This window comes from Frigidibacter sp. RF13 (genome assembly GCF_026626305.1).
Lineage (GTDB): Bacteria > Pseudomonadota > Alphaproteobacteria > Rhodobacterales > Rhodobacteraceae > TMP-24.
Window position 1 is genome coordinate 206713 of sequence record NZ_JAPNUE010000003.1, and the last position, 12169, is coordinate 218881.

At 61.7% G+C, this 12169-nt stretch carries 11 protein-coding genes; 2 read left to right on the top strand and 9 right to left on the bottom strand.

Annotated features, from left to right (window positions below; translation table 11 throughout):
* Position 1: 1 nt before the first annotated feature.
* The 6 genes from OU426_RS09070 to OU426_RS09095 all read right to left on the bottom strand — a co-directional run bounded on the left by OU426_RS09070 (position 2) and on the right by OU426_RS09095 (position 5442).
* Entirely contained in the window at positions 2–1252 is a 1251-nt protein-coding gene (locus OU426_RS09070; protein WP_267633619.1) for a CpaE/TadZ family protein, read from the bottom strand.
* 249 nt (positions 1253–1501) lie between these two features.
* Positions 1502–2173 carry an OmpA family protein gene (locus tag OU426_RS09075; RefSeq protein WP_267633620.1) on the bottom strand — a complete coding sequence of 224 codons (672 nt, stop codon included), beginning with the start codon at positions 2171–2173 and terminating at the stop codon, positions 1502–1504.
* 4 nt (positions 2174–2177) lie between these two features.
* Complete coding sequence (locus OU426_RS09080; protein ID WP_267633621.1) at positions 2178–3566, bottom strand: type II and III secretion system protein family protein; 1389 nt, start codon at positions 3564–3566, stop codon at positions 2178–2180.
* A 191-nt stretch (positions 3567–3757) separates the two neighbouring features.
* Complete coding sequence (gene cpaB, locus OU426_RS09085) at positions 3758–4636, bottom strand: Flp pilus assembly protein CpaB (RefSeq protein WP_267633622.1); 879 nt, start codon at positions 4634–4636, stop codon at positions 3758–3760.
* 199 nt (positions 4637–4835) lie between these two features.
* Complete coding sequence (locus OU426_RS09090) at positions 4836–5024, bottom strand: hypothetical protein (protein ID WP_267633623.1); 189 nt, start codon at positions 5022–5024, stop codon at positions 4836–4838.
* A gap of 232 nt (positions 5025–5256) precedes the next feature.
* Entirely contained in the window at positions 5257–5442 is a 186-nt protein-coding gene (locus tag OU426_RS09095) for a hypothetical protein (protein WP_267633624.1), read from the bottom strand.
* Between the two features lie 403 nt (positions 5443–5845).
* Here OU426_RS09095 and OU426_RS09100 point away from each other — a divergent pair, with 403 nt between their 5' ends.
* Together OU426_RS09100 and OU426_RS09105 are read left to right on the top strand one after the other, a co-directional pair.
* On the top strand, positions 5846–6691 hold the full coding sequence (locus OU426_RS09100; protein WP_267633625.1) for a lytic transglycosylase domain-containing protein: 846 nt from the start codon (positions 5846–5848) through the stop codon (positions 6689–6691).
* Positions 6692–6693: 2 nt separating this feature from the next.
* Positions 6694–8127, top strand: a complete 1434-nt coding sequence (locus OU426_RS09105) for a UbiA family prenyltransferase (protein ID WP_267633626.1) — start codon at positions 6694–6696, stop codon at positions 8125–8127.
* A gap of 63 nt (positions 8128–8190) precedes the next feature.
* Here OU426_RS09105 and OU426_RS09110 read toward each other — a convergent pair whose 3' ends face one another.
* The 3 genes from OU426_RS09110 to OU426_RS09120 form a co-directional block, all read right to left on the bottom strand.
* A complete protein-coding gene (locus OU426_RS09110) occupies positions 8191–9717 on the bottom strand; it encodes a winged helix-turn-helix domain-containing tetratricopeptide repeat protein (protein WP_267633627.1) in 1527 nt (508 codons plus the stop codon).
* A 383-nt stretch (positions 9718–10100) separates the two neighbouring features.
* Positions 10101–10850, bottom strand: a complete 750-nt coding sequence (locus OU426_RS09115) for an SDR family NAD(P)-dependent oxidoreductase (RefSeq protein ID WP_267633628.1) — start codon at positions 10848–10850, stop codon at positions 10101–10103.
* Complete coding sequence (locus OU426_RS09120; protein WP_267633629.1) at positions 10847–12160, bottom strand: FAD-binding protein; 1314 nt, start codon at positions 12158–12160, stop codon at positions 10847–10849. Before OU426_RS09120 ends, OU426_RS09115 begins: the two co-directional genes overlap by 4 nt.
* Positions 12161–12169: the final 9 nt, after the last annotated feature.

Consider the following 12169-nt stretch of genomic DNA (forward strand, 5'->3'; position numbering starts at 1 on the left):
GTCAGGCCTTGGCGTCAGCCGCGGCCTTGTTCAGGTCGAAAATCTGTTTGGCGAGCTTGGCGATTTCCTTGCGCAGCGGATTCTTCGGCGCGGTCTCGGCCAGGGGCGCCCCGTGGTCATTGGACTGGGTCACCTGGGTGGAACCGTCAGGCAGCTGCAATTCAAGCGTGATATCAAGGCTTTCTGCCAGACGCTTGGCCCGGCTCTTGCCGGACAGGTCGGTGAATTTCGGCGCGCGGTTCAGCGCGAAGCGCAGTTTTTCGTGCGGCAGATCCTCGGACTTCAGCGCGCGGATCATGCGCAGCGCGTTCTGCGCCGAGCGCATGTCGAGCTCCATCAATGCGAAATAGACGCTCGCCTTCGACAGCACCGCCTCGGTCCATTGCACGATGGTCGCTGGCATGTCGATCACGACATAATCGAAATTTGCGCGCGCGACGTCGAGGATGCGGTTGATATCGTCCGATGTGGCGATGTCGAGCGGCAGCATGTCGGCGGGCGCGGTCAGGACGCTGAGCTTTTCCTGATAGACGACCATCGATTGCAGAAGCGATTCCGAGTCGAGAGCGGCAGTGTTCGACAGCATTTCGTAGACTGCCTCGCGACGGGGCAGGTCGAGGTAGGTCGAGACCGAACCGAACTGGAAATTGAAATCCAGAAGCGCCACGCGCGGAGGATTGTCCTTTTGGACGGTCGCCAGTTCCCAGGCGAGGTTCACCGCCATCGTGGTCGCGCCGCAGCCGCCCGCAAGGCTATGGACCGGCAGGATCACGCCGTCCCTGTCCCCCTTGACCTTGAAGGCCGGTGCATGGGCGCCATGATCGGCATATTCGGCGGCCTGGGCGGCGGCGCGCAGCCGCTCGATTGCCTCGTGCAGGGCGTTTTCCGGCAGAGGATAGGGGACGAACCCGTCGGCGCCGAGTTTCAGAAGCTGGTGCAGTGCGATCGGGCTGACCTCGTCGGCGATCAGGATCACCTTTACGCCCTTGTCCTTGGCGGTGGTAATGATCGCGGCGATCTGCGCGATGTCGCTTTCGTCCTGGGCATCGACGGCGATCGCGATGAATTCGAGCGCATTTGCCTCGGGCTGGCCGAGAAACACCTGAGCATCGGCAAAAGTCAGATCGCCCCAGCTTTCGCCAAGCTCGGCCTCCATATCCTCGATCAGAAGATCGAAGTTCGAGACATCGCGCGCGACCGTGCAGGCGAGGATCGGTGCCGCCTCCGGCTGCAATGCTGCTACACTGCTCATTCCCAACGTCCTTTTCCGCGCGATTCCCCGCGCCACAGTTCTGAACGGCGGGCTTTGCCCACCCGTCACTCGTCATGACTGCCGAAGATAAGATTCCGGCCTTACTCCCAGGTTTCGAAAGTCCCGGAGAAACTTGGCAAGATTGGGGCCAAAAGATCGAAATTATGCGATTTGTTGAGACGATCAAAAGCGAAGGGCGGCCTTTGTTGCCAAAGACCGCCCCGAAGCTGAAACAATGGGAACTCGAGACTAGTTGGAGCCTGCTGCCGCGCTGCCTTCGGTCACCTCGGCCTGGGTATGGACCGGGATCGCGCTTGCGACATATTCGCGGAAGATGATCTGCGCATATTTCCCGTTCAGGACCAGCGAGCTGTTGCCGACGAAGCCCGACACTTCGGTGACGGTCCGGCGGTTCTTGCGCTCGGGGCTCTGCGTGAAGACGAGGGGTTGGGTTTCGCCGAACGAGGCGACCGCTTCCAGCCGCGACTTGCTGATGCCCTGCGAGGCGAGGAAGGACACGACCGCATTCGCCCGGCGCAGGCCGAGCGACTTGTTATAGGCATCCGAGCCCACAAGGTCGGTGTGGCCATAGACACGGAAGCGCACTTCCGGGAACTGCCGGATCCAGTCGGCCTGACGCAGGAGCGCGTCCTGCGCGGCGCCATCCAGAACCGCGCTGTTGAAGGCGAAGTTCACGGTATTCGGAACATCAGCCCCGAATCTGCGCGTCAGATCAATGACATAGTCCCGTTCGCCCGACTGGATCTGAGTGTTGGCCATGGTCGAGCGGCCGAAGTCACGGGTCTCAACTTCCGATCCGGCCTCGGAATAGAAGGACCGGGCGATGTTGGTTTCCTTCGAGCAGCTCGCGATGGCGAGCGCGCTGACGGACATGAGGGCGAGGGCAAGGTGCTTTTGCATCGTCTTACTCCATCACATAGCCGTAGGAACCGGAGAAGTCCTGCTTGGCGACCTCTGCGGCGGACCCGCTCGCGGACCTTCCATTCGCCGAAGTCTGGCCAAGAAGGAAGAGCTGTGCTTCGGTTGGCGGTTTCACCTTGTCTGTCGGCAGGGCAAGAGCCTCGCCACGGACAGGGGACACGAGATGGGGTGTGACGATGATCACAAGCTCCGTCTGGTTCCGTTGGTATTCAGAGCTGCGGAACAGGGCGCCAAGGATCGGCACGTCGCCAAGCCATGGAATCTGATCGTTTGCGTCGCGGAACTCGTCTTGCAGAAGCCCGGCAATGGCAAAGCTTTCGCCGTCACGCACCTCCACGGTCGTTTCTGCCTCGCGCCGTTTGAAGGCGTTGACCGAGAAGCCGCCGTTCTGAAGCGTGATCGTGGTATCGATCCCAGAGACTGCGGCGTTCATCGCAATGTTAATGATGTCACCGTCGACAACGCGCGGCGTGAACGCCAGTTCGACCCCGAATGGTTTGTATTCGATCGTAATTGTGCCGTTGTCGCCCGGGACGGGTATCGGGTATTCACCGCCAGCGAGGAATTTCGATTCCTGGCCCGAAAGGGCAGTCAGATTCGGTTCAGCCAGGGTCCGGACCAGACCTTTGCTTTCAAGCGCCTCAAGCAAGACACCAAACTGCAGGCTGCCAGACCCGAAGGTCGCACCGAGTGCGCCGGTCTTGCCGGTTGTCACGGTGTTGCCACTCATCAGATTGTTCATCTGAGTGATGTTTCCGGCCCGGAAGACGCCGTTCGATCCGTCAATGCCAAACGAACCGGCAAGCTCCTTGCCAACCGATCGCTGCATCTCTGCGAAACGCACCTTCAGCATCACCTGCTGGACGCCGCCGACACCCATCAGGTTCGAGACCCGCTGCGGCGCATAGCGTTCCGCCAGATCAAGGGCGCGGTCGAGCGCGGCGATCGAGGAGACGACGCCCGACAGCACGATGCCGTCATTGGCGGTGCGGACCTCGATGTTCTCGTTCGGAAGGATCTGCTTCAGCCGTTCCTTGAACTCGGCCACATCGAGCGACACCTGCACATCGACATTGGTGATGAGCTTGCCATCGGGACCAAGAAGGGTCAGCGTCGTCCGCCCCGGCGCCTTGCCGAGTACATAGATTGACTTGTCGGACAGGGTCGAAATATCGGCGATCGCCGGATTGGCGATCGAAAGTTCAGCGAAGGGCTGGTCGGCCTCGACCACCACGGCGCGGTTCATCGGAACCTCGAGCGTGGAGGAGGTGGAGCCTTCGACCACCTTGAGGGTCTCGGCATGGACCCGGTTCATGGGAGTGCCGAGCACAAGGCCCAGCAATCCTGCCGTTAGGATATATTTAGCGCTCATTGTGACCTGCCTCTCGGATCACGGTTATCGGGTCTTCATGCCCATATTGCCGTCAGCATGCGCCAAAGCCGGATTTATTTCAAGAATCAGCTGTTTGTGGCGCGTCGCTTATGTGGGTTGTCCGCAACAGTCTGGAAGCCGTTGTGTTCGAGGGCCACCCGATGCACCAGATAGGGTGGCCCTGAACGGCGTCAGTTCGTGCAGGGGATCTGCGTCTCGACGATCTCGCCGCCCTTGTTGGTCTTGATAGTGCAGATCTTCTCTTCCTCCACCACGACGGGTGCCGGAGCATCCTCGATGCCAAGGAGTGTCTTGCGGTCGATCTCGCTGCCCACGGCTGATGCGGAACTGTCGTCGGTCGCTCCGACGAGCGCGAGGGTCAGGCGGCCGGAGTTCTGGGCGAGCGTCAGAGCGTTGACCTGGTCAATCGAACCCTCGATCGTGATGGTGCGGGCGATCTGGGTTTCCTCGGTCCGGTCGGCGTCGGCGCTCTGGTCGATGGCGATGATGCGCACCGCCGACTGGATAAGTTTGGTGATCTGCCGGTTGTTGGCATCGCCGGTCCAGATCACGTCCACCCGATCACCCGGACGCAGGAATCCGGAGACGCCGGAGGACACATCGACGTTCAACGCAAGTGCCCGCAGGCCGGGGCTGAGGTTGGCCGTGATGCCTGCATCGACGCCCGGCTCGGTAATCTTCGAGGCGAGGAGCGGCTCGAACGGCTCGATCGAGCGCAGCATGGAGCGCGGCCGGGTTTCGCCTTCGAAGAACACCGGAACGATAGCCGGATCGCCACCCTGGGCCGCGACGACTGTCGGGAAGGCACCCGCAGGCACCTTGTCGGCCTGCCATTTTATGACCTCAAGATCATTGCGGGTGAAGCGTTCGCCGTACTTCATGGCCTTGGTGGCAACGACAACATCAACAAGGCGCGGCGCGGCCGCCTGCTCGGCCAACAGCCGGTCCCGGTCGACTTGGGTTTGCTTGATATAGTCTTGCGCCATGTAGACGGCGAAGCCGGCGAGCCCGACACCGACGACAAAGACTAGTCCGAAGATGATCCGCATGAAACGCGCCCTCTCATTCATTCCTCAGAGTCGGCGCTTGCTGATCCGGCGACCGTACCCATATGGCCGCACTATCTGAATGGATTATGACTTAATGGTGGTCAAAGCGGGTCTTCGTGATGGAAATACGCGCTTCTCGAAACATTCAACTCGTGACCGATATCGGTTATCCCGTTCGGGCAGCGGAGAAGCCAATCTCTCAGGGAACTGTCACGCTGCTCAAGTAAGCTTCAACCTTGTCGCCGATCGAGGACATGTTGCCCTTGATCGCGCCCATGGCAATCGCGACGAGCGAGACGACGCCTGCCGTCAGGACGACCCAGTCGACGGTCACAGCACCGGTTTCGTCGTCGTTGAACTTCTTGATGTCGAGCACGAAGCGTTTCATCTTAATCTCCCAGGTCGCGGCGCGAAGCGCTCACTTGGTTCCCAATCTTACGAAGAAATTGCCTGCGGTTAGTGTCAGGAATTGGGCAGGCATAGGCCGATTTGGCGGACCGGGCTTCCGGCGTGGAAACAGTGCGATACCCAAAGGCGCACAAAGACCGGATTCGCGAGGCCAGAAAAGAAGCGAGCCGCGCCTTGGGCGCGGCTCGATCCGATCTCCGTGAGTTCGGCGATTAGCCGACCGTCACGCTCGAGAGGTAGTTGTTGATCTTGGTCGAGAGAGCGCCGGTGCCCGACTTGATCGCGCCGAGGGCGAGAACGCCCAGGCCGACGACGGCGGCGGTCAGAACGACCCAGTCAACCGTGACCGCGCCTTCTTCTTCGTTGTGGAATTCCTTGACCGATTTGAAGAATTTCATTGTCTGTCTCCGTAAATGTTCAGCTTCTGCACCATCCGCACCCGTGTCTTTCGGGAGATTTCTGATCCCGTCCCCGTCGCGGCATGGACACATCTAGCCCTCGAATCGTGGCGCGATTGGGGCGCTGTTCGTACATTTTTCGTGATTTTCCATGTTGGTATTTTTCTTGTAATATATTGAATATAAACAAATATTTTATTTTCCGTCCATATTGGGAATGCGAATCTGTTGCCGAAAGAGCCGTTGCGGCCAGATTTTCCGCCGCTTACCGCGAAAGGAATGGAAAGCGTCTCGAAAAATCGTCAGACTGATTTCCAAGAACAAGACGAGGCAGGTCAGGGCAGCAATCATGGCGCAGGCCAAGCGAGGGGCAGCGACACTAATCGCTTGCGTGTTCGCATGCATGGCCGCCCAGCCGTCAAATGCGCAGGTCGTCGACGCCCCTGCGGCTGCGGCGCCGGAGCCCTATCCCTCCTTTACCTTCAAACGTATCTCTGCGCCCAAAGCGGGCACCACGAAGCGGATCACGGTTCAGATCGATCCGGCCGAACAGGCCGCCCGTCTTGCCGCGCCCGTCCTGCCGCCGCCGGAAAATCCGATCCCGCGCGGGGGCGCGGACCCGGATCTGAAGCCGGTTCCGGCTATGCCGGGCGTTCCCCTGGGCAGCTATGCCTGGTTCTGGGATCAGGTCTCGCCAAATCTCGGTGAGGGGGCAGGACGTTTCTCGCTTGCGCTTCATTCGCTGACGCAAGGTCCCGATGGCACGACAGTTGCGGCCCCGCGCCTGCAGGCCCTGCAGAATATCGCAGCCGCGCACGGGACCGACATTCTCAAGGCGACGATCGACAAGCAGGTCTCGCCGGCGCTAGTGCTTGCGGTGATCTCGGTCGAAAGCGCGGGTCGGGTCGATGCGGTGTCCTCGGCAGGGGCGCAGGGGCTGATGCAGCTTATTCCGGCCACCGCTGACAGGTTTGGCGTGTCCGATGCCAAGGATCCGGTGCAGAACATCGCAGGCGGCGTCGCCTATCTCGACTGGCTGATGCGCGAATTTGGCGGTGACCCGCTGATGGTGCTTGCCGCCTATAACGCGGGTGAAAACTCGGTGAAGGGCGCGGGGGGCGTGCCGAACTATGCCGAGACGCGCGACTATGTGCCCAAGGTTCTCGCCGCCTGGGCTGTGGCGCGCGGCCTCTGTGTGACGCCGCCGGAACTGGTCTCCGACGGCTGCGTCTTCGCGGTGAAAGGATAAGGATGTCTGAAGTGAAGCCGCTGGTTCTGGACGTGGATGGTACGTTCCTGAAGACCGACATGCTGTGGGAATGTTTCTGGGCCGGACTCGGGCGGCACCCATGGGCGACACTGAAGGCAGCGCTGCGGCATTTCTCGAATCCGGCCGCGCTGAAGGCCGAACTGGCGGCGCTTGCGGATATCCGGACCGATCTTCTGCCGGTCAATCCCGAGGTGGCCGAACTGGCGCTGAACAGCCGCGTGGCGGGGCGCGAGGTGATCCTGGCCTCAGGGTCGGACGAAAGGCTCGTCCGGCGGCTTGCGGCGGAATATGGTCTCTCGGACCGGGTCTTCGCCTCGGACGGGCAGACAAACCTCGTGAGCCGGTCGAAGGCCGCGGCCCTTGTCGCGGCCCTTGGCGAAGGCGGCTTCGACTATGCCGGCAACGAAGCGCGCGACATGGCGATCTGGGAGAAATCCGATCACGCGCTGATCATCGGCCATACATCCTCGGCCCGCGCGCTCGCCGCGCAGGGTCGCAATGTGGTGGAACTGAGCCGTCCGCACCGGCCGGCCGCGCTAATAAAGGCGCTCCGGCCACATCAATGGGTGAAGAACGCGCTGCTGATCCTGCCGATGATTGCCGCGCACCGGTTCGATCTGGTGACTTTGATCCCGATCCTCTGGGCGATCGCCGCCTTCTCGGCCGCGGCCTCCTCTATATATATAGTGAACGACCTTCTGGATCTGGAGGCGGACCGGCTGCATCCGACCAAGAAGAACCGGCCCTTCGCCAGCGGCGCGGTGCCGATTCAGTGGGGGATGGTGACTTTCCTGATCCTGGCCTGCGCAGCCCTCGGCATCGCTGCCGCACTGAACGTCGGGTTCCTGGCGGTCGTCGTGCTCTATATGGTGACGTCACTGGCCTATTCGCTGAAGCTGAAGCGCATGCGCTGGGTCGATGTGGCAACGCTTGCGGCCCTTTACACGATCCGGGTGATCGCGGGCGCGGCGGCGGCGCAGGTCTATGTCTCGATCTACATGCTGATCTTCATCTTCCCGATCTTCATCACGCTCGGCTGCGTGAAGCGACTGACTGAGCTGACCCTTGCGACCTCGGACGAACGCCTGCCCGGCCGCGGCTATGGCCGCCCGGACCGCGGCGACCTGCTAAATGTCGCGGGCCTCGGGACAGTTGGTGCGCTTCTGATTTTCTTCCTCTATTCGCTATCCACGCAGGGGCGGGAGCTCTATCCAACGACCTGGATCCTCTGGCTCGCCATGATCCCGATGGCCGTATGGCTTGTGCGCATGGTGCTTCTGGGCTGGTTCGGCAAGCAGGACTACGACCCGATCGTATTCGCCATGCGCGACAAGTTCGGCATCGGCCTTCTGATGATCATCCTATCCCTGATGTTCTGGGCGGCTGGCCTCTGGTCCCAATGGTTCGGGGCCTGAGGTCAGCTGCGCGCAGCCTAGTCGCGTGCCTTGGGGGCAGAGTTCAATCGCCGCGGAGGCAGATCAAACCGATGCGTCGACGCGTCTGAGGATGCCGAGATAGCGCTGCGGTATTGAGCGATCCTCGAAGAAATCCAGTTCCGCCCTGACAATATCTTCCAGGCTCAAATCCGGCCAAACGGCCTTCAGCCTGCCCAGCACTTCCTTGGCACGCGGCATGTCGCCCAGTTCCGCACAAGCGATCGCGAAATGGGCAAGCGACCAGGAGGTGATGGCGTCAAGCCCCTCATAGCAGGCAATCGCTTCGCCAAATCGTCTGCCGGTCGTCAGGACGATCCCGCGAAAATCATCCATCCAGCCAATGGCGAACGGATCGCGCCGTTGCGCTTCTTCAAGCTCCGCCAGCGCGTTTTCCGGCCTGCCGGTATAATTCAGGAGCAGAGCATGGATGCTGAGAATGAACGGGTCGTTCGGGTTGAGCGAGACGGCATGATCGAGACTTGTCTCCGCCTGCCTGAAGCGGCCGGAATAAAGATTTGCGAAACCGGTGGCGAGGTGACCATAAGCTTCGTTCGGGTCGAGCCGAAGCGCGGCTGCAGCGATTTTCAGGCCGGACTCCAGACGTGCCCAATTGTCATACTCCCAATAGAAATGGATGGATTCAACGAAACTCAGCAAAGCATAGGCGGCTGCGAATTCGGGATCGAGTTCCACGGCCCGTCGCAACAAGGGCTCGGCGTCGCGTACTGTGTCGTAGGTCGCCGAGAGTTGTAGCGCTCTGAGATAGTAGTCGTACGCGGACATGTTGCTTGTTGGGCGCAGGCGCCCGCGCGCGACGATCGCGGTGCGGGCCTGACGCGCCAGACGGGCCGCGATCATCTGGGTTATTTCATCCTGGATCGCGAATATGTCCGTGAGCTCACGATCATAATGTTCACCCCAGACATGTGCGAGCTTGCCAGCATCGATCAATTGAACAGAAATGCGGACCCGGTTGGCTATCTTGCGTACGCTCCCCTGGACCACGTACTGAACGCCCAGTTGGCCCGCGACTTCGGCGACGTCGGTCGATGTATCGCGAAACCGGAACGACGAGTTGCGCGCGATGACAAGGAGTTCCCTGAACCTGCCGAGTTCGGTGATTATGTCCTCGGTGATCCCGTCGCTGAAATAGACCTGATCGGGATCGTCGCTCATGTTGGCGAAGGGCAGGACGGCGATCGAGGGCTTGTGTGACGGCTTCTCGTCTTCCTGCGGCAGGCTTTCGATGCCATTCTGGCTGGAAGTGCCTGCAACCGCTGTCGGCGGCGGACCGACATATTTGTAACCCCGGCCATGAACCGTCTTGATCATTCCGGGATCGAGCGCCTTGCGCAGGGCTGACACGTGAACCTGCAATGTATTGTCTTCGACGATCAGGCCTGGCCAGACCGTTTCAAGCAGCTCCGACTTGCCGATCACATCGTCGGGTTTGCCCAGAAGCATCGAGAGAATGTCGAAGGAGCGCGCCGAAAGATCGACTGGTCCATTCGGCCCGACAAGTTGCCGCGCTGACGGTCTAATTCGGTAGTCGCCGAAACGCAGCTCCATCGGTTCCTCCGCGTCTGCAGGGCAGGATAACCGAAAGCTCTGAAAAAGCGAGTTTCAGATAGATTCAGGGCTTTTCAGTCCCTCGCCAAAGACTTTTCGCCTCTGCCCGGCAAGCCTGAAGCCGGAGGTGATCATGGCACACATTCATCATACCGACAGCTGGCCTGTCTCTCTGTGGCACTACTGGTACAGTCCGGCCCGAGGCCATGCGAGAGCTTGCCTGTCATTTGCCCTGTCACTGGCAAGAGGGGTTGCGAGAGGGTTGGCGTCTGTCGCACAGGCAATCGGTCATGCGGCGGAGTTGACCTACGTCGATCCCTATGTGCCTCATGCAGATCGCCGCCGCTAGCTGAACCCGGGAGAAACGGAAGGCGGGCCGGTGTTCAGATCTTCATTTTCTTGAAGATCATCTCCGGCACATGGATGATGATCAGCATGATGAAGCGCCAGAAGAACGGCGTGTAGATCACGTTCCGCCGCTTCCTGACCGCGCGCGCGATATCGTCGGCCACCTTCTCGGGCGAGGCGACGAGGAACATGCCGGGCAGGCCCCAGGTCATCGACGTATCGACGAAGCCGGGTTTCACCGTCACCACGTGCCCCCCTGCGCGCGTGAGGCGATTGCGAAGACCCGAGAGATAGGTGTGAAAGCCTGCCTTTGCGGCACCGTAGACGTAATTGCCAAGCCGCCCCCGGTCGCCCGCGACCGAACCGACGCCCACCACCGTGCCGCCGCCGCGCGCTTCCATCTTCGGCGCGAGCAGCTGCAGGAAACGGGCGGGACCGGTGAAACTGTCGGTGACCGTGCCGTCGATCAGCGCAGGGTCGGCGTCGATGTCCGCCTGTGGCGGCATGGAGCCTACGAAGACGGCGGCGTTCAGCACGCCCTCCTCTGCGTCCATCCGTGCGATGAGGGCCTCGAAACCATCGGGGTGGCGCGCATCGAAGGCAAGGGCTTCGGCGAGCCGGGCGCCGCGCAGGCGGCAATCTTCGGCCAGCAGGTTCAGATCGTCCATGTCGCGTCCGGCGAGAAGGACGGCGGCGCCTTCTGCCGCCTGTTTGCGGGCGAAGGCCCGCGCCATCGAGGAGGTGGCCCCGAGGATGATCCAGGTCTGCTTCATGGTGGTGCTCATGCCACGTCCCTCAATCTCAGGCGCCGCACCATGTCGGTCGCAAGCCGCCCCTCGGGGTCGGCCTTCTTCACTTGTTTGCGCCAATCGGCGAGTTCGGGATACATCGCCGCCATGCTGTCTGGCCCCGCGAGCCCGTCCTTGGCGAAATAAAGCCTGCCACCGGCTGCCGCCGTCAGGGCCTCTAGCCGCCCGATCAGCTCACGCGCCTCTGCCCGGTTCGGGAAATCGACGGCAAGGGTGTAGCCCTCCATCGGGAAGGAAAGATGACCCGCGCGCCCCGGCCCCATGCGTTTGAGGACAGCGAGCGGCGAGGCGAGGCCCGAGGTGGAGATCTTTTCCATCATGTCCCTGAGCGCAGGCGCCGAGGCGATCGGCACCACGCACTGGAACTGATGAAAACCGCGCTTCCCATAAAGCCGGTTCCAGTCGTGGATCTTGTCGAGCGGGAAGAAGAAGTCCGAGATCGGCTTCACCAAAGTTCGGCCCGAGACCGGGACCCGGCGATAATAGAGCTGATTGAAGGCTCGCACGATTGGTGCCGAGAGAGCGAAGTGCGGCGCCTCGAACGGGACCTTGCGGTACTTGACACGCTTCGGCACCAGGCCCGCGCCGGTCTCGCCCTCTTCCAGAATGCCGCGCCCGAGTGAAGCGCCGGTCGCGGTCGCGTCGATCCAGCCGACGGTATAGGTCGCTTCCGACCGGTCGAGATGGGCGAGGAAATCCTCCCAGCCCTCGATCCGCCGTTCGGTCACCACCATCACGTCGCCCTTGCAGGGGATGAGCCGCAGCCTGGCCGAAAGGATCACACCGGTCTGGCCAAGGCCGCCTGCGGTGGCGCGGAAGAGTTCGGCGTTCTTCTCCGGCCCCGCCTCTTGCACGCCTTTATGGGTGCGGATGCGGATCGAGATCACATGCTGGCAGAAGGAACCCATGTGATGGTGGTTCTTGCCATGCACATCCTGGGCGATGCAGCCACCGACGGTGGCAAAGCCGGTGCCGGGCATCACCGCGGGCAGCCAGCCAAGGGGCGCGAAGCGGGCGGCGATATCGCCGATCATGGCGCCCGCCTCGACCTCGAGAAGGCCGGTATCCGCGTCGAAGGACAGGAACCGGTCGAGCCGCGTCATGTCGATGGCGCGGCCGTCAGAATTCAGGGCGGCGTCGCCATACGACCGGCGGTTGCCGATCGCGGGCAGGAGCCCTTCGGCGAGGAGTGAGGTAAGCGCCGCCTGCCGTTCCGGCCGCGCCAGCGCGCCTTTCGCCGTCAGCGCGCGGCCCCAGCCCCTATAGGTCGTGTCTTTCCAAATCATGTCAGCCCC